Origin of the sequence: Oceanobacillus sp. FSL K6-0127, from assembly GCF_037983385.1 — a bacterium.
GTDB lineage: Bacteria > Bacillota > Bacilli > Bacillales > Amphibacillaceae > Oceanobacillus > Oceanobacillus profundus.
The window spans coordinates 2,751,832-2,770,392 of record NZ_CP150287.1 but is presented as its reverse complement, the minus strand read 5'-3'; the positions used below and the strand labels follow the sequence as shown (position 1 = coordinate 2,770,392).

Here is an 18,561-nt window from a genome sequence, read left to right as displayed (position 1 = left end):
CCTTTACTCGAGATTCGTATAGACCTTAAGCTGTTCTTCTCCTCGAAGCACACGTAACACACCTTCATTTAATGCCTGTAGTTCATTCTCGCCTGGGATTATAACCGTGTCTGCAATCCAATTGACTTGTTTGGTAATCGAACTGGTAAGACTTTCTCGATAAGCATGCTTTCCTGTGAAAATAATAGCATGAACATCACCACGCAAGACTGTACTCATTGCACCAATTTCTTTGGCAATCTGATATGCCATTGCTTCAAATACTTCTTTTGCTTTTATCTCACCTTGTTCAATTCTTTGTTCTACCTCACTTACATCATTTGTTTCAAGATGAGCCATCAGACCACCATGACCAACTATTTTTTTCTTCATTGCTTCATAGTTGTATGTTCCGGAAAAACAGAGTTCAACTAAGCCTCCAACTGGGGTGCTTCCTGCTCGATTCCAGGAAAATGGACCTTCTCCATCTAACCCATTGTTTACATCAATAACCATGCCCTTGCGATGTGCCCCTATTGTAATTCCTTCACCGATATGAGCAACAATCACATTGATATCCTCGTACTTCAAATCTAAGCTTGCAGCAGCTTTTCTTGCCGCTGCCTTATGATTCAATGCATGAAAAATACTTTTCCTTGGAATTTCGGGAATACCCGAGTATCGAGCAACATCATCAAGCTCGTCGACAACGACAGGGTCAACAATGTAGGCATCGATATTTAACCCCGATGCAATCTCAAATGCTATTATTCCCCCAAGATTTGATGGATGCTCACCGTTATAACCGGTTTTCAAGTCGTATAGCATGGCGGTATTTACTTGATACGTACCGCCTTCGATTGGTCTCAGCAATCCACCACGCCCACATACTGCATGAATTCTGGAAATATTAATTCCTACATACTTTAGCTGTTCAAGAATATCCTGCGTACGAAGTTTCGATTGTCCCATTACACGATAATGAGCTTCTAATTCTGCCTGCTGATGTACGATTGTTTTTTCTACGATGCATATTTCGTTATCGAAAACCCCTACTTTAGTTGACGTGGTTCCAGGATTTACAACTAATATTCGATACGTCTCTTGCAAAACCGGTCACCTCATTTAAAAACTTAGCGTTCGTTAATGGAATTCTTTAAAATATATTTTTTTCTTAGAATCCGTTATGTTGGATTACACTTCTTTGCTAAATGATTAAAACACTTATCTTCTACTTAATGTGTGATGTCCATTCCTTAAAAATTGACTTCTGGAATTTCGGAACGATTCGATTCTTTCTTCCGCCATACGATCAGCAGCCAAGTAGGTAGGAATATTATCACGCTTCGAAATTTCAAACACACGTTCAAGATTATCATAAATGGTTTCCACTTTTTTCATTGCACGTTCCGCATTAAAGCCCATTAATTCATCGGCTACATTAATTACGCCCCCGGCATTGATGACGTAGTCTGGAGCATAGACAATCCCTTTTTCATGAATGAGGTCGCCATGTTCCGTGGATTTTAGTTGATTATTTGCAGAGCCTGCAATTACTTTCGCTTTTAATCTTGGAATCGTATTGTCATTGATTGTTGCTCCTAACGCACAAGGTGTGTAGATATCACATGCAACATCATAAATATCATTAGGATCTACAGCCTTAGCTCCAAAAGCCTCGACAGCCCGGTTTACTGCCTCTTTATTAATATCTGTTACAATAAGCTGTGCACCGTCTTTATGCAAATATTCACAGAGCGCATATGCAACATTTCCAATACCTTGAACTGCAATTGTTTTTCCTTCTAACGATTCATCGCCAAAAGCTTCTTTCGCTGATGCTTTAATTCCTTTATAGACACCATAAGCAGTAACAGGTGATGGGTTTCCTGAAGCCCCTGAATAGGATGAAGTTCCAGTTACAAAATCTGTTTCCAAATGAATGAGATCCATATCTTGTACAGTGGTTCCTACATCTTCAGCAGTTATATACCGTCCATTTAGTCCTTGTATATAGCGACCGAAGGCCCGGAACATTTCTGGATTTTTATCTGTTCGTGGATCACCGATAATAACCGTTTTTCCTCCTCCTAGATCAAGTCCCGCTGCAGCATTTTTATAGGTCATTCCTCTAGCCAGACGAAGAGCATCTTCAATCGCTTCATCTTCAGAATTATATTTCCACATTCTTGTTCCGCCCAATGCAGGGCCTAATGTCGTATCATGAATAGCAATAATAGCTTTCAAGCCTGAATTTTTATCTTGACAAAAAACCAATTGCTCATAATCGTATTCTTCTAAATAAGTAAAGATTTCCATATAAATTCCTCCTATATTACCTAATTAAGCACTAATTTCTTAATCGCATATATTATTCCATCAGTAGTATTCAGCAAAAACCATGCCAACTATAAAGCTGTGCGGAAATGCCTTAAAACCCACAAATGTAAGCCTGCAACTTTTTTAACCATGCAAAATATTGCATGCTTAATAATTCATTCGAGATTATATTTCTTCATCTTATAATATAAATTTCGAATCGATACATTTAAAGCTTTGGCCGTTTTTGTTTTATTGAATTCATTTTGTTCATATGTTTTGGAAATATACGCTTTTTCAAATTGATTAATCGCATCCTGTAACGTACTTTCTCCTTTAATTCTCTCATCAATAGATGATTTCGCCGGTAGAGACAAAGCTTGTAACGTTGGGATGTACTTCTTGTCAATTACCTCTTCATTCATGTCCATAAATATCATGGCACGACCAATAACATTTTCTAGCTCGCGTACATTCCCAGGCCAATGATATTGCTTTAATTTATTTAATGCCTCTTTTGATATCGTTTGTACATTACGACCATAGTCTTGATTGATTTTCTGAATAATATGCTGTATAAGATCTGGCAAATCATTAAGTCTTTCCTTAACTGAAGGAATGAAGATAGGAAGCCGATTTAGTCTATAATATAAATCTTCTCGAAATGTATTATTCATAATTGCCTTTTCAAGATTGACATTTGTTGCAGTGATTACTCGTACATCAATCGAAACCGGTTTTGTTCCGCCGACTCGAACAATTTCATTTTCTTGTAATACACGCAAGAGCTTGGCCTGCATGGATAACGATAATTCCCCGATTTCATCAAGAAAGATACTTCCATGATTTGCTTCCTCAAAGAGGCCCTTTTTCCCACCTTGCATTGCACCTGTAAAAGCCCCCTCTACATAACCAAATAATTCACTTTCTAGTAATGACTCTGCAATAGCTGCACAATTTACTCGGATAAACTTATTGTGTTTCCGATCACTCTCATTATGAATCGCATGGGCAAATAATTCTTTACCAGTGCCTGAATCGCCCCTTAATAGGACTATTGCAGGGGTTTTCGCTCCGACCTTCGCTTGCTCAAGAGCTAGTTTCATTTCCGATGAACTCCCAATAATATCATCAAACGTATAACGAGCTTCTAAGTTTCGAATGATTTGCCTTGCATGCTTTAATTCCTTTGTTAATGCTTGAATTTCTGATACATCATGCAATACACCTACACTGCCTTTAATAACTCCATTCACGATAATCGGTGCGACATTAACGAGGACTTCCTTTTTACCTGGTCCTACCTTCATACGCACACCCCGTACAGCTCTACGTGTTTGAAGTACTTTCAAATGCATACTTTCTCCCTCAGAAATATCAACGGTTGCAGGCTTTCCAATTACATCTTTTTCCTTCAACCCTGTAATTCGTGTATATGCAGGGTTAATAATAAGACCATTTCCATTCTCGTCAACGACACTAATTGCTTCATCAGACGATTTGATAATTGCTTCCAACATCGTTTTGATCTCGTTCAAGTCCGTATTTTCCTCGGCTAGCTTCATGACTTCTGTAATATCTTTAAATACTGCAAAAGCACCAATTAGTTCTCCTATTTCATTTATAATGGGAATCCGTGTTGTTATAATCTTTTTCCCATTTGGTAGTGTTAGCTTTTGATTTACTTCTTTTCGTTGTGTTTGTAAAACGTGAGGAAGTCTCGAATCTGTAATAAGCTCTTTTATATGTGTTCCTATATACTGTTTTCTTGATTTACCAATTATTTTTTCCGCACTTTTATTGATAAACTGGATATTTTCATTCTTATTCATGACGATCATACCGTCATGAATATGGTTTAGTATGAGCTCTTGATTTTTTGATTGGTATTTCACCTTATCCATCAACGCTTCTTTTTCAAAAAGCAGCTCTGATATGATATAAGCAACAGATCCTGGGATTACAACAGTTCTCCGCGGTCTTTTTTCAATTATCTGTTCTAGGATTTGATCATCACCAGTTGCTTCAATAATAATATCAATATCATTATGTACCCATGGCTCCCAGTCCACACTTACCGGAATCTTTGCTCGACGTGCTAATTTTAACCCGTTTGCATCTTCGTTAATATCAACAACTGCAGCTATTTCCATCGACTCTGTAGCTTGAAGAATATTGAAGAGTGCACTTCCCCCTTTACCAGCCCCAACAATCAACACACGTTTCATGCCATCCCACCTTGCATTATTTTGCATACATTTATCATACGTCAGCCTGCATATTTTGGCAAATCTAGAATGATTTCTATTTTGCTTCGCTTTTGTTATACTATTATTTGAATGTAATATAGAATTTAAAGGGGAACATACATGGGTCGATTTTTAGCATTACTATTACTTTTTATACCGGGCATAATTGCAGCGATTGGAATTAAATTAATGCGCGATACAATTTTTGACGATTTCTATGCCTATTTCTTCTATCCTGGAATCCAATTCACAATTGGGCTTCTCCTCTTTATTTTGGGGCTGCTTTTTTTAGGAGGATTTATAATCTACCGAGATAGAAAAAGACAAAAGATTAAACAAAAAAGTGAAAATAAAGCGCTTTAGAAAAAAAGATGGAGAATTTCCGTCTTTTTTTTATATATTTACACGATTTTAAAGAATAAATATGGTATATTAGTAAGAAAATTAAGTTTCTGTTTAGGGGGATCCGATCATGAAAGTAGCAAAATTCGGCGGTAGCTCCGTTGCAAATGCCGAGCAATTACGTAAAGTTGGGAATATTATTAAAAGTGATCCCAAGCGAAAATTTATCGTCGTATCAGCACCAGGGAAAAGGTTTAAAAATGATACAAAAGTTACAGATTTGTTAATCCAACTTGGAAACGCCTATCATAATCAACAAAACTATGAGGTTTTTCTTGTAGCTATACTAGAGCGATTCCAAGAAATTATTAATGATTTAGAAATCGACCTATCTTTACTAAGCGAAATTGAAAATAACATAAAGGTGGCCCTAAGGGTAGAGGGTAAGCCTGAAAGTAAAATGGATGCGATTAAAGCAATTGGTGAAGACAGTTCCGCCAAAATACTAAGCGCCTATTTAAATCAAAATAATATTTCAGCACAATATATGAATCCAAAGGATGCCGGTATATTTGTTAGCGAGGAACCAGGAAATGCGCAAATTTTACCGGAGAGCTTCGAGCTCCTCTATAAACTACGAGAAAAAGATCATATCCTAGTTATACCTGGTTTCTTCGGCTATTCAAAAACCGGGAAATTAGTAACCTTCTCGAGAGGTGGATCAGATATTACCGGTTCCATCGTTGCCGCAGGAGTAAAAGCTGAAATCTATGAAAATTTCACAGATGTTGATTCTGTCTATTCTGTTAATCCGAATATTGTCAATAATCCGAAGGAAATAACAACACTTACCTATAAAGAAATGCGTGAATTATCTTACGCTGGATTTTCTGTATTCCATGATGAGGCATTGATTCCTGCATTCCGTGAAAAAATTCCAGTATGTATTAAAAATACAAACAATCCAGATGCTCCTGGAACATTTATTATTGCTGAAAAAGAAGCCAGTGAAAAATGTGTCGTTGGTATTGCAAGTGATACAGGTTTCTGTAGTTTATATGTAAGTAAGTATTTAATGAACCGTGAAGTAGGTTTTGGACGTAGGTTGCTTAATATTTTTGAGGATGAAGGAATTTCCTTTGAGCATGCACCATCTGGAATCGATGACATGTCTGTTATATTTAGAGTAAATAATTTTACAAAAGATAAAGAGAAAATTGTTGTTGATCGTATTAAAGATGAATTAAAAGTAGATACAGTAAGTTTACATAGAGATTTAGCGGTAATCATGGTTGTTGGTGAGGGACTTGTAAATACTGTAGGAGTTGCCGGAAAAGCTGCTTCTGCATTCGCTAAAGCTAATGTGAATATTGAAATGATAAACCAAGGCTCATCCGAAGTGTCCATGATGTTCGGAATAAAAGATACTGATATAGACGCTGCAATCCGTTCACTCTATCAAACATTTTTTGAATAAAGTAAAGAAAGAATAATACCGCATACACTGCAGTATTATTCTTTCTTTTTGTTATATTTGTTCATAATAGTCAAACACTACTGGTTTACAATAATTATATGTAGGAACCAGCTATTCATAATAACCAATCGTTTAGCTCACTTTATTCTCCAAACGTAAACGATCAGCTACCATTGCGATGAACTCCGAATTTGTGGGTTTGGCCTTAGATATATTAATAGTATAACCGAATAATGCCGAAATGGAATCGATATTGCCTCTGCTCCATGCGACTTCAATCGCATGGCGAATTGCCCGTTCAACACGTGATGCTGTCGTATTAAATTTCTTTGCGATATCAGGATATAATACTTTCGTGATTGAACCTAATAATTCTATATCATTATATACCATTGTAATTGCCTCTCTTAAGTACATGTAACCCTTAATATGGGCTGGCACACCAATTTCATGAATAATGTTTGTAATGTTAGCTTCCAGATCCTGTTTTTTTCGATCTTTCTTTGTCGGTTTATTTGTTGCAAGGCTTATTGGAGAATTTCCTTGAACTTGACGAATTTGATCTGCTAAATTATCCATATCAAAAGGCTTTAAAATAAAATAAGATGCTCCTAAATCAACTGCTTTTTTCATGACTTCTTCCTGTCCAAATGCTGTAAGCATAATAACATTTGGTCTATTTCCTAAATCCATTGTTCTTAATGTGTTTAGTACCGCTAATCCGTCGATATGTGGCATAATAATATCCAATATTAATACATCAGGTTCCAAACTCTCCATCATCGCGATACAATCTCTGCCATTATATGCAGTTCCAATAACTTCAATATCATCTTGTTCGTCAAAATAATCTTCCATCAACTGAATGAGCTCTCTGTTGTCATCAACTAAACACACTGAAATTTTATCCAAAGTAATGTTCCTCCTTATTTCTGTTATACTCTTTTACATATTCTACAAAAAGTTGAAATATCCTCTTTTTATTTGAAAAACTTTAATTTTTTTTGAATTAACTATATTTTTCTTCGATTTACTTCCATTTACGATAATTTTCGATTTTAAATGACATTTTATTCAGCATTTGTCGAAAAATATTAACTTTAGTATAATATAAAAAAGCTTGTAATGGAATCTTCCATCACAAGCTTTTTTTATGCTGCTTTTTCCTTTGATTGCGCTTCAATAATTCCTGCATCTTGTAACATCCATTCAATATGAACACCATATCCTGATGTTGGATCATTTACAAATACATGTGTTACAGCGCCAATTATTTTATCGTTTTGTATAATTGGGCTTCCACTCATACCTTGTACAATCCCGCCGGTACTTTTCAATAGCTTAGGATCTGTAATTTGAATTACCATTCCTTTCGTTGCTGGAAACTTCTGAGGAACACTGCTTACAATTTCGATATCAAATTCCTCTATTTTTTCATCTTTCACAACGGTAAGAATTTTGGCTGGTCCTTCTTTAACTTCATTGGAAGAAGCTACTGGTAATGGTTTGTTATATTTTTCGTGTTTAATCATTTCATCCAATACCCCAAAAATACCGTACGGGGAATTTTTTGTAATTGTTCCGATTCGGTCGTGTTCAGCTGAAAATCTAGCTTGTTTTTCTCCTGGAATCCCGTTATTACCTTTCTCAATGGAAGTAACGGATGAATTGACAATCGTCCCATTATCGATTTCAATCGGTTTTTTTGTGTCCATATCTGAAATAATGTGCCCTAGAGCGCCATATTTTTTCGATACTGGATCATAAAATGACATTGTTCCAATACCTGCAGCAGAGTCACGAATATACAAGCCAATTTTGTACGCATTATCCTGCTTATCTAAAACGGGCTGTAAAGAAGTATCTATCATTTCTTTACCGCGTTTAAGTGTTATTTCAAGGCTTTTTTCGCTTTTCCCAGCATTTTCTACATATGATTTTATGTCACTCATTTCTTTGATCGGCTCTCCGTTAATTTTCAATATGACATCTCCGACATTTATTTTTGCATCCTCACCTGGCGATTTTGTCTCGCTATTTCCTTTAACGAGATGATGACCAACAACGAGCACTCCACGAGTTTGGAGCTTCACTCCAATCGATTGTCCACCAGGGTATACCTTAATATCTTCTAGAGCGGAATTACTTACACGCTTCGTTGAAACTGCCGCCGCTTTTAACAACTCTGTACGAATTGGAGAACTAGACATAAGGGAGTTTTTTTCTGTTTTAGAAAGTCCGATTGCTTCTTGTTGACTAAATGCTTCAATTGCGTTCAGCTCTTCTGCATTCTTTTGACTTGGACCAAAGAAAGAAAAAACAGTTAAGACAATCAAAAGAATACTGCTTAGCCAAAACTTTGTTTGATGATTTTTCAATCGTGCCACTCTCCTCCTCCCAACCCACATCAAATCTTGGTTCGTAATCCTAATTTGAGCTGTAAGTGTGCTTTTTAAACTGGTGAAACATAAGAGAAATGTGTATCATTACCTATTACTAAAAAAGGAAATCGTGTATAAGTGTATTTTAAAAGGGGATTTTTAAAAATCGGCTTACTATTATTGCAAAAAAAGGCAAAACAAAAAACCGGTTTCTTTTATTTTCCGGTTTTTCAAGAATTTTATCCTTATAAATTTGATTTAAATGCATTTGCAAGTTCAAGCATTTCCTTTGCGTGATCTTTCGCAGTTTCTGTCAATTTTGTTCCCGTAATCATACGACTTAATTCTTCTATTTGTTCTAATTCAGATAGTTCTTTTACACTTGTTGCGGTTCGGTTATCTTTTTCGTTTTTCTCAATAAATTTATGGGTGTCTGCCATAGCCGCCACTTGTGGAAGGTGTGTAATGCATAGCACCTGAGAATCATTTGAGATTTGATAAATCTTTTCAGCAATTGCCTGTGCAACTCTTCCGCTAACCCCAGTGTCAACTTCATCAAATATAACGCTTGTCACGCCTTGATGCTTGGAAAAAATATTCTTTAATGCAAGCATAATTCGTGAAAGCTCTCCACCAGAGGCTACCTTCGTTAAATCCTTTAGCGGTTCGCCACGATTGGTTGAAATAAGAAAACGTACATGATCGAATCCGTTTTTGTGGAGATGAGCCTTCGTATTACTTTCATCATCAAAAGCAATTGCAAAAGTAGCTTTTTCTAAATAAAGTCCTTTCATCTCAGCATGTATATCTTCTGTTAGACAATCTGCAGCACTTTTTCTGAGTTCATGTAGGTGCTCAGCTTCAAGCATCGCGTCCTTTTCGGTTTCTTCAATCTGTTCAAGCAAAGCGTTTAGATGAGAATCCTTGTTCGTTATCTGCTCTATCTCTTCTTCTATCGTTGCCATATATTCAATAATATCATTTACCGTATTGCCGTATTTTCGTTTTAGCCTATTTATTTCATCTAATCTTGATTCAATTTCATTTAAACGTTCTGGATCAAATTGAAGTGTATCAATATGATTGCGCAGCTCATAAGTTAGCTCTTCCATTGCATAATAATGATTGGAAAACTCTTCTGATTTCGCTGCGATATAATCATCATACTTACTATTTTCCTGAAGGCTAAGCTGCGCCTGATTTAACCAATCCAATCCTCTTTGTTCTCCGTATAATGCATGATAGGCATCATGCAGGGCAGTGTGAATCCGCTCATAATTCGCGAGTGCTTTTCTCTCTTCTTCAAGCTGTGTATCCTCATCAGGACTAAGTTCTGCTTGTTCAAGCTCCTTCATTTGAAACTCTAATAAGTCTAAACGATGAGCTGTCTCTTGCTCATTATCATTTAGCTTTTTATATCTATTTTTTAAGCGAACCAACTTATCATAGTGCTCCAAGTATGCTTCTTTTGCTTTTGTTATTGATTGTGGTTCATACAAGTCTAAGAAATCCAAATGATTTTCTGCATCCATTAATGATTGTGTTTCATGCTGACTATGGATGTCGATTAGTGTCTTTCCAAATTCACGCAGTATTGCAAGTGTGACTAGCTTGCTATTTACACGACAAATGCTTTTTCCAGATCCTGTAATAACTCGTTGTAATACTACTTGATTATCAGAAATTTCTATTCCATATTGGCTCCCAACATCATATATTGGATGGGTTTTATTTTCTATTGTAAATAAACCTTCTATTTCAGCTTTTTTGGCTCGATGCCTTACATATTCTACAGAACCACGTCCTCCTGCTAATAACTGTATAGCATCTATTATAATCGATTTTCCTGCACCAGTTTCTCCAGTCAATACGGTAAGACCTTCATTAAATGTTATGGAAATCTGTTCGATGATTGCAAAATCACGAATAGACAGCTCTGTAAGCATGGTTCATTGTCCCCCCCAATATAAGAAGATATTCTCTCTTTATAAATCACTAAAAAAAGAGAACTCAATCAAAGCATATCAATAAATCGGTCCTTTATTTCTTCTGCCTGCTCTGGAGTTCTACAAATAATTAAGCACGTGTCATCCCCGCAAATCGTTCCCATTATCTCTTCCCAATCTAAATTGTCAATAAGCACACCGACAGCATGTGCATTTCCTGGCAATGTACGGAGTACAATAAAATGACTAGCATGCTCAATTTTTACAAAAGCATCTATTATTAGACGCTTCAGCTTTTCCAGTGGGTTAAATCGTTGATCAGCAGGTAAACTGTATTTGTACCGATTGCTTGCTGTTGGAACTTTGACAAGATGAAGTTCCTTAATGTCTCTTGATACCGTTGCTTGTGTGACATTGTAACCTGCGGCTTTTAATTGTGCTACCAGTTCATCCTGTGTTTCTATTTCATTCTCCGTAATTAGTTCTCGAATTTTAATATGTCGTTGAACTTTACTCATCGTACAGCACCTCCTTTATAGGTCACTTGAGCTTTCACTGAATAACTTTTTCAATTTATTGCTTCAATATTATCTAGAGACTTCGATCTTTTTATCAACTGTTAGGATACAGGATTTGATGTGCATTTTCCACTGTTTTATCAATTGAGATTGGTTTGTAATTCTCAACTTCCTTCTCTTTTTTCCAACCTAAATGGGCTAAGAATTCAATATTACCCTCTCCTCCAGTAATTGGGGAGTAGGTCAAGTTAAGTAATTGATAACCTTCATTCTCAGCAAAGTCGATAATTTGTGTTAAAACATCTTGATGGACAAGTGGATCACGAACAATCCCCTTGTTTCCTACTTGTTCTTTCTTAGCTTCAAATTGTGGTTTTATTAATGCAATCACATCACTATTTTCTGCTAATAATCCACTAAGAACAGGAAAAATTAACTTTAATGAAATAAATGAAACATCAATCGATGCCAGGTTTGGTACACCCTTTTTCAACATATCTGCTGTTACATGACGAAAGTTTGTTCGCTCCATAACAACAACACGTTTATCACTTCTTAGCTTCCAGTCAAGCTGATTATAACCAACATCAATAGCATAGCTTAATCTAGCTCCCTGCTGCAGCGCACAATCAGTAAAGCCGCCTGTAGAAGAGCCAACATCGATAAAAATACGATCTTTTGCGTCAATAGAAAAATAGCTTAATGCTTTCTCTAACTTGAGCCCGCCACGACCAACATAAGGCAACGTTTTCCCTTTTATCGTTAAAGGGCTATGGGGGTCAATCTTCATTCCTGGCTTGTCTAAACGATGCTGCTTTGAAAAAACTTGTCCAGCCATTATAACACGCTTAGCCTTGTCCAGGTTTTCGATTAGTTCCTTTTCGACTAACAATTCATCCAGTCTTTTTTTAGCCATTTTTAAAATCCTTTACTAGTAACAATTTTGTCTTCGTTTTTGAACAACCACTTTAAACATTACCCATTTTAACCATTATAGTGCGCATTAAATAGAGGACGACGAAAATAAATTCGTAGCGCCCTTCTAGGTTGATTTAATGATCTCTATTACTGAAATAATCCGTTAAATCCATTAAAACTGAATTTGCTGCCCCAGCTTTTTGCAGTGCTTCTTTTGCTTTTTCAACATAAGCTTCTTTTTGTTTCATTGCACCTTTAATACCAAGTAATTTAGGATACGTACTTTTTTGATTATCTTCATCACTGCCGACCGGCTTTCCGAGTTTTTCTTCGTCACCTGTCACATCTAGAATATCATCTTGTACTTGAAAAATGAGCCCTAAATAATAAGCAAATGTTGTTAAATGTTCCAGCTGTTCCTCCGTTGCCTTACCTAACATAGCTCCAGACAGAATTGCTGATCGAACAAGTTCTCCAGTTTTCAATGCATGGATGCGTTCCATTTCTTCTATAGAAATTGGCCTGTTTTCTGCTTCCATATCAAGTATTTGTCCACCAACCATTCCTGTTGGACCACTGCATGAAGCTAGCATTTGAATTAAGCTAACCTTTTCTTCAGCAGTAAGAAGAGGATCGTTTGCGATAAGCTCGAAGCTAAACGTCAATAGTGCATCTCCAGCTAAAATCGCTGTTGCCTCATCGAACATTTTATGATTCGTTGGTTTACCTCGTCTGTAATCATCATCATCCATAGCTGGAAGGTCATCGTGCACTAATGAATACGTATGTATCATTTCCAAAGCAGTAGCTGCAGAAAGAACCTTCTTTATTTGTTGACCATATGCCTCGTAACTAGCAATCATAAGAATTGGTCGTAATCTTTTACCGCCAGCTTCCAAGGAATAAAGCATGGATTCCTTTAATCGCGAATGCATGTTTAAATTACGTAGATAGCGATCAAATTCATTTTCAATCATAGCTTTATACTTCGTTATATATTCTGAAAGGTTTGCATTCACTTGTTATTCTTCCTCCTGTAGATCGAATGGCTCCAATTCACCTTGTTCATTCATAATTTGTGTCATTTTTTCTTGAACATGCTTTAGTTTATCTCCGCATATTTTCGATAGATTCATTCCATCCTGATAATAATTAATCGCTTTTTCTAAAGGGACGTCCCCTTCCTCTAGCTTAGAAACAATTGCTTCAAGCTTATCCATCGCTTCTTCAAAAGATATATCTTCATTTTTCATCTGTAGATCCCTCCTCTAGCGCTAAAACTTTGCAATTTAACTGGCCATCGTGCAGGCGAACCGTTATGTTATCATTCTTATCTACCCGCGTAACTGATTTAATCATTTCTCCTTCAGTTGAATATGGTAAAGCAAATCCGCGTTTCATAATCTCTAGTGGATTAACTAAAGTCAATTTGTCTATAGCATTGGCTAATTTTATTTCATGCTGCTTCATTATTTGAGTCATATAATAATGTTGCTGCCTTAACGCTTTAATTAAATTTGACTGTGCCTGCTCTACTTGTTTATTAGGATGCTGTGCTTGAAGGCGTTTAATCAGATAGCTAAATGTTTGTTCATGCTCGTTATTTTTCTTTCGCATACTACGTTGTAATTGCTCCAGTTGATTATCCAATTCCTGTTCCTTTTGTTTAATCAGTTGTTCTGGATAACGAAATGCATAAGACTGTTGAATTCTTGCAAGATATTGCTTATGATTAATTATTTCTCGCTCCATGTTTCTAATTAAAAATTTCCGAAGCGTATGAATTCGATTTGCTAATTCGACTTGTGATGGGACTGCAAGCTCTGCCGCACCTGTTGGTGTTGGCGCGCGTAAGTCTGAAACAAAATCACTTATCGTTGTATCTGTTTCATGTCCTACAGCAGAAATAACTGGAACTCTCGATGCAAAAATTGCACGTGCAACGATTTCTTCATTGAAGCTCCATAACTCCTCAATCGAGCCGCCACCCCGCCCAACAATCAATGTGTCAAAATGTCCTCTTTCGTTTGCTGTCTCAATCGCATTTTTTATGGAAGTTGCTGCGCTTGGACCTTGAACAAGTACTGGAAGCACAGTAATTGCGCAACTTGGGTAACGTCGCTTAATTGTCGTAATAATGTCTCTTATAGCAGCGCCAGTTGGCGATGTAATAACACCTATATGTTCTGGAAAGGTCGGTATGCCTTTTTTATGAATCGGATCAAAAAGGCCTTCTTTATGTAGTTTTTCTTTCAGTTGTTCGAAAGCTAAATAAAGAGCCCCAATACCATCAGGTTCCATTTGCTCAATATAAAGCTGATATTGCCCGTAAGCCTCATATACACTGATATCCCCTTTAATCAGTACATTCATGCCATTTTCTGGTTGGAATTTCATGTTCCGATTATTCCCAGCGAACATCACGGCCTGTATTTTTGCTTGATCATCCTTAATGGTCATATACATATGACCACGGCTATGATGCTTAAAATTTGAAATTTCACCCCGAAGCCAAACATTTCGCAGATGTGGGTCCATATCTATTTTACGCTTCATATATTTTGTCAGTGCAGTGACTGTCAAATATTTATCCTTCAATTTTGGACAATCCTTTTGCAGCTTTAATTGTGTTTTTCAATAACATTGTGATGGTCATTGGACCAACACCTCTTGGAACTGGTGTAATATAGGATGCTTTCTCCTTTGCGCTTTCAAAATCGACATCCCCAGTTAAAGATCCATTTTCTAAGCGATTGATCCCCACATCAATTACGACAGCCCCATCTTTAATATATTCTGCAGTAATTGCATGGGCTTTTCCAATAGCAGCGATTAAAATGTCAGCATTTGCTGCGAGTTCTTGAAGGTTCTTTGTACGCGAATGGCAATAAGTAACAGTTGCATTTTCATTAAGCAACAGTTGTCCTACCGGTTTGCCTACAATGTTGCTTCGACCAATAACAACTGCATGCTTACCTTCAATTTTAATGTTCTTTGATTTTAACATCGTAATGATGCCATATGGTGTGCACGGAAGAAAAGTATCTTCCCCAGTCATCATTTTTCCAATGTTAATTGGATGAAACCCATCGACATCCTTATCAGGATGTATTGCTTCAATTACTTTCTCTTCTCTGATTTGGTCTGGAAGTGGAAGCTGTACAAGTATACCATGGACAGTCGTATCATCATTTAGTTCCTGAATCAATTGCAACAATGCTGATTCTGTAGTCGATGCAGGCAATTCAATTAAAGATGATGAAATGCCAGTTTCTGCAGCAGCTTTTTCTTTTCCTTTTACATACGATTTAGAAGCAGGATTGTCTCCTACTAGAACAACTGTTAAATGTGGTGTAAGTCCGAATTCCTTTAGCTTTTCTACCTCTACTTTCATCTCTTCTTTTAAAGCTGTAGATAACTCTCTTCCGTTGATAACTTCTGCTGACATGCTCCCCCGTCCTTTCTTAGCCTACTATTTTTGATAAAACCCCATTAATAAATTTACCTGATTTATCATCACCATATGTATTACCCAACTCTACCGCTTCGTTGATCGAAACGTTATTTGGTATATCTTCCATATAACGTAATTCATATGTAGCGATTCGCAAAATCGTTCGCTCTACAGAAGCAACACGATTTAAAGTCCAGTTCTGAAGATTTTCTGAAATAATCGAATCAATTACAGATTTTTGAGTAATAACACCTTCCACTAATGCTTTTAAAAAAACATCAGGTTCTTCGTTCTCTAAAAATTCATGGATCAACTGTTGTGGATCACTGTCATTTATATCTAATTGAAACAGCAGTTGAAATGCTTTTTCTCTAGCGGTATGTCGTTTCATCGTTTATAACTCCTTTTTATGCATCCGCAAATTATTATATCTCTTTCAAATAATAACATGATTGATTAGTCAATGCTAGAATCTATCGCTGGTTAGCGATGCTCCCCCGTATTTTTCGAGGGCAGCTCGTCGAAGCTTTCCTGCGCAGAAGATAAAGGAAATACATATAGACAGCCTTCAAAATTTATAGTTTCTTGAGGAATGAATAAAGCACAGACCTCGTAGCCTCGGCCTGTGCATGTTTTATGCTTTCATCTATTCTTGCGCTTCTGCGTCTTCTCTACCATTCATTTGAACACCGACTACATGAACATTAACCTCTTTTAACTCTAGTGCCGTCATGTTTGTCAGCGTCTGTCTTATATTTGTTTGAAGTTGCTGGGCAACTTGTGGAATAGAGACGCCAAAGTTTAATATAACGTACACATCAATGGAAACTCCGTCATCTAAAAGCTCCACTTTGATGCCTTTATTATGCGCTTTTTTGCCAAACCGTTCCACAACACCAGTAGCGAAATTACCACGCATTGCATAAACGCCGTCTACTTCAGTAGCAGCAATCCCAGCAATCACTTCTATAACCTCAGGAGCAATCTCTACTTTCCCTAAAGCAGTATTGTCACTTACATTTAACAATGGTTGTTCACTCATGTTATCACTCCTATAATCTGGTAATAATTACTTTTCGTTTTTAAGTATTGGATGTTCTTCTAGGAAATTCGTATTGAAATCCCCATTAATAAACACGTCATTACTCATAATCAAACGATGGAACGGAATTGTTGTATGCACACCTTCGATAACAAATTCATCCAACGCACGTTTCATGCGCTTTATTGCTTCTTCCCTCGTAGGAGCATACGTAATTAATTTAGCAATCATGGAATCATAATATGGAGGTATTTTATAACCTGAATAAGCTGCAGAATCAATTCGAACACCTAGACCACCCGGTGGTAAATACATGTCAATCTCACCAGCAGAAGGCATGAAGTTTTTAAATGGATTTTCTGCATTTATACGACATTCAATCGACCAGCCATCAAATTCAATGTCTGCTTGCTCAAAGGATAGCTTCTCCCCGTTGGCAATTCGAATTTGTTCTTTAATCAAATCTATACCTGTAACCATCTCTGTAACAGGATGCTCCACTTGGATACGAGTGTTCATTTCCATAAAGTAAAATTCTTGGCTTTTGCGATCAAAAATGAATTCAATTGTACCGGCTCCAAAATAATTAACAGCTTTAGCTGCGTTTACAGAAGCCTCTCCCATTTTCCTGCGTATTTCTGGAGTCAGCGCTGGAGATGGGGTCTCTTCAACAAGTTTCTGTAGTCTTCTTTGAATCGAACAATCTCTTTCACCTAAGTGAACTGTATTGCCATACGTGTCGGCTAAAACCTGAATTTCCACATGGCGGAAATCTTCGATGAATTTCTCAATATATACGCCAGGATTGCCAAATGCAGTTTCTGCTTCTTTCTGGGTTACTTGGATTCCTTTAACAAGTTCTTCTTCTGTACGTGCAACCCGAATCCCCTTACCACCGCCACCTGCAGTAGCTTTAATAATAACCGGATATCCAATCTCCGCAGCAACTTCTTTTGCTTCTGCTTCATTTTCAACTATTCCGTCTGAACCAGGAACGATTGGCACATCAGCACGCTTCATCGTTTCTCTTGCAACATCTTTTATTCCCATTTTCTGAATTGCTTCCGGTGATGGGCCAACAAAGATAATGTTACATTCCCTGCAGATTTCAGCAAAATCAGCATTCTCAGCTAAAAATCCATAGCCAGGGTGGATCGCATCTACATTCGTCATGGTTGCGACACTAATAATATTCGTGAAGTTCAAATAGCTGTCTTTACTTAGTTTTGGTCCTACACAATAAGCCTCATCTGCTAATTGAACGTGTAATGATTCTTTATCTGCTTCAGAGTATATCGCAACCGTTTCAATATCGAGTTCTTTACAAGCTCGGATAATGCGAACTGCAATCTCTCCTCTGTTAGCAATTAAAACCTTCTTAATCAATTGCGACATCTCCTTACTTCTTCACTCTGAATAATGGCTGACCGTACTCAACTAGCTCACCATTTTCAACAAGTACTTCTACGATTTCACCCGAGATTTCCGCCTCAATCTCATTAAATAATTTCATTGCTTCTACAATACATACGACTGTATTTGTTTCTACAGAACTTCCTCTTGTAACAAATGGATCGTTTTCTGGGGAAGAAGCAGCATAAAATGTTCCAACCATTGGTGATACAATTTCATGATCATAATTTACCGCGTTTGCTGAAGCTGGTTGTTCTTCAGAATTAGCCGGTTGCTCATTTACTACTGCTGCTTGAGGTTTTTCTTGTGCAGGTTTAGCCTGTTGTACGCCAGCCTCTGAAACAATCGCTGCGTTTTCGTTACCTGCCTTCTTCAGTGATACACTTGCACCTTCTACTTCATAAGTAAATTCCGTAATGGAAGATTGATCGATTAGTTTAATAATCTCACGTAATTCTTGTACTTTTAACATGTCTCGCACTCCTCTTATTTTCAAGATCGTTTACTCATTATTTGTACAATA

The 18,561-nt window shown here is 37.0% G+C and carries 18 protein-coding genes; 2 read left to right on the top strand and 16 right to left on the bottom strand.

Annotated features, from left to right (window positions below; all coding sequences use genetic code 11):
* Positions 1 to 3 precede the first annotated feature (3 nt).
* The 3 genes from buk to MHH64_RS13725 form a co-directional block, all read right to left on the bottom strand.
* Positions 4 to 1,089 carry a butyrate kinase gene (gene buk / locus MHH64_RS13735; protein ID WP_095306939.1) on the bottom strand — a complete coding sequence of 362 codons (1,086 nt, stop codon included), beginning with the start codon at positions 1,087 to 1,089 and terminating at the stop codon, positions 4 to 6.
* 114 nt (positions 1,090 to 1,203) lie between these two features.
* Entirely contained in the window at positions 1,204 to 2,298 is a 1,095-nt protein-coding gene (bcd, locus tag MHH64_RS13730) for a branched-chain amino acid dehydrogenase (RefSeq protein ID WP_095306940.1), read from the bottom strand.
* Positions 2,299 to 2,474: 176 nt separating this feature from the next.
* Positions 2,475 to 4,526 (bottom strand): sigma-54-dependent Fis family transcriptional regulator, encoded by a 2,052-nt coding sequence (locus MHH64_RS13725; RefSeq protein WP_095306941.1) that lies wholly within the window; start codon positions 4,524 to 4,526, stop codon positions 2,475 to 2,477.
* Between the two features lie 141 nt (positions 4,527 to 4,667).
* Here MHH64_RS13725 and MHH64_RS13720 point away from each other — a divergent pair, with 141 nt between their 5' ends.
* Both MHH64_RS13720 and MHH64_RS13715 read left to right on the top strand, forming a co-directional pair.
* Positions 4,668 to 4,910 (top strand): DUF2627 family protein, encoded by a 243-nt coding sequence (locus tag MHH64_RS13720; protein WP_118889632.1) that lies wholly within the window; start codon positions 4,668 to 4,670, stop codon positions 4,908 to 4,910.
* Positions 4,911 to 5,019: 109 nt separating this feature from the next.
* Complete coding sequence (locus MHH64_RS13715; RefSeq protein ID WP_095306944.1) at positions 5,020 to 6,366, top strand: aspartate kinase; 1,347 nt, start codon at positions 5,020 to 5,022, stop codon at positions 6,364 to 6,366.
* Positions 6,367 to 6,498: 132 nt separating this feature from the next.
* On the opposite strand, the gene spo0A is transcribed toward MHH64_RS13715, so the two are convergent.
* The 13 genes from spo0A to accB form a co-directional block, all read right to left on the bottom strand.
* Positions 6,499 to 7,278, bottom strand: a complete 780-nt coding sequence (spo0A, locus tag MHH64_RS13710; protein WP_095306945.1) for a sporulation transcription factor Spo0A — start codon at positions 7,276 to 7,278, stop codon at positions 6,499 to 6,501.
* A gap of 239 nt (positions 7,279 to 7,517) precedes the next feature.
* A complete protein-coding gene (spoIVB, locus tag MHH64_RS13705; protein WP_118889634.1) occupies positions 7,518 to 8,774 on the bottom strand; it encodes a SpoIVB peptidase in 1,257 nt (418 codons plus the stop codon).
* A 218-nt stretch (positions 8,775 to 8,992) separates the two neighbouring features.
* Positions 8,993 to 10,693 carry a DNA repair protein RecN gene (gene recN, locus MHH64_RS13700; RefSeq protein ID WP_095306948.1) on the bottom strand — a complete coding sequence of 567 codons (1,701 nt, stop codon included), beginning with the start codon at positions 10,691 to 10,693 and terminating at the stop codon, positions 8,993 to 8,995.
* A 68-nt stretch (positions 10,694 to 10,761) separates the two neighbouring features.
* Positions 10,762 to 11,211, bottom strand: a complete 450-nt coding sequence (gene argR, locus MHH64_RS13695) for a transcriptional regulator ArgR (RefSeq protein WP_095306950.1) — start codon at positions 11,209 to 11,211, stop codon at positions 10,762 to 10,764.
* Between the two features lie 94 nt (positions 11,212 to 11,305).
* A complete protein-coding gene (locus MHH64_RS13690) occupies positions 11,306 to 12,127 on the bottom strand; it encodes a TlyA family RNA methyltransferase (RefSeq protein WP_095306951.1) in 822 nt (273 codons plus the stop codon).
* A 136-nt stretch (positions 12,128 to 12,263) separates the two neighbouring features.
* Positions 12,264 to 13,148 carry a polyprenyl synthetase family protein gene (locus MHH64_RS13685; protein WP_095306952.1) on the bottom strand — a complete coding sequence of 295 codons (885 nt, stop codon included), beginning with the start codon at positions 13,146 to 13,148 and terminating at the stop codon, positions 12,264 to 12,266.
* Positions 13,149 to 13,151: 3 nt separating this feature from the next.
* Positions 13,152 to 13,382: an exodeoxyribonuclease VII small subunit gene (locus tag MHH64_RS13680; protein ID WP_095306953.1), complete on the bottom strand. Its 231-nt coding sequence runs from the start codon at positions 13,380 to 13,382 to the stop codon at positions 13,152 to 13,154.
* Positions 13,372 to 14,727 (bottom strand): exodeoxyribonuclease VII large subunit, encoded by a 1,356-nt coding sequence (gene xseA / locus MHH64_RS13675; RefSeq protein WP_095306954.1) that lies wholly within the window; start codon positions 14,725 to 14,727, stop codon positions 13,372 to 13,374. The genes MHH64_RS13680 and xseA overlap by 11 nt, the downstream gene beginning before the upstream one ends.
* On the bottom strand, positions 14,717 to 15,577 hold the full coding sequence (gene folD / locus MHH64_RS13670; protein WP_118889640.1) for a bifunctional methylenetetrahydrofolate dehydrogenase/methenyltetrahydrofolate cyclohydrolase FolD: 861 nt from the start codon (positions 15,575 to 15,577) through the stop codon (positions 14,717 to 14,719). The genes xseA and folD overlap by 11 nt, the downstream gene beginning before the upstream one ends.
* A 16-nt stretch (positions 15,578 to 15,593) precedes the next feature.
* A complete protein-coding gene (gene nusB, locus MHH64_RS13665; protein ID WP_095306957.1) occupies positions 15,594 to 15,974 on the bottom strand; it encodes a transcription antitermination factor NusB in 381 nt (126 codons plus the stop codon).
* Positions 15,975 to 16,229: 255 nt separating this feature from the next.
* Positions 16,230 to 16,625 carry an Asp23/Gls24 family envelope stress response protein gene (locus tag MHH64_RS13660; protein WP_095306958.1) on the bottom strand — a complete coding sequence of 132 codons (396 nt, stop codon included), beginning with the start codon at positions 16,623 to 16,625 and terminating at the stop codon, positions 16,230 to 16,232.
* Positions 16,626 to 16,652: 27 nt separating this feature from the next.
* Entirely contained in the window at positions 16,653 to 18,011 is a 1,359-nt protein-coding gene (accC, locus tag MHH64_RS13655; protein WP_095306959.1) for an acetyl-CoA carboxylase biotin carboxylase subunit, read from the bottom strand.
* Positions 18,012 to 18,024: 13 nt separating this feature from the next.
* Positions 18,025 to 18,510 (bottom strand): acetyl-CoA carboxylase biotin carboxyl carrier protein, encoded by a 486-nt coding sequence (accB, locus tag MHH64_RS13650; protein ID WP_095306960.1) that lies wholly within the window; start codon positions 18,508 to 18,510, stop codon positions 18,025 to 18,027.
* Positions 18,511 to 18,561 lie beyond the last annotated feature (51 nt).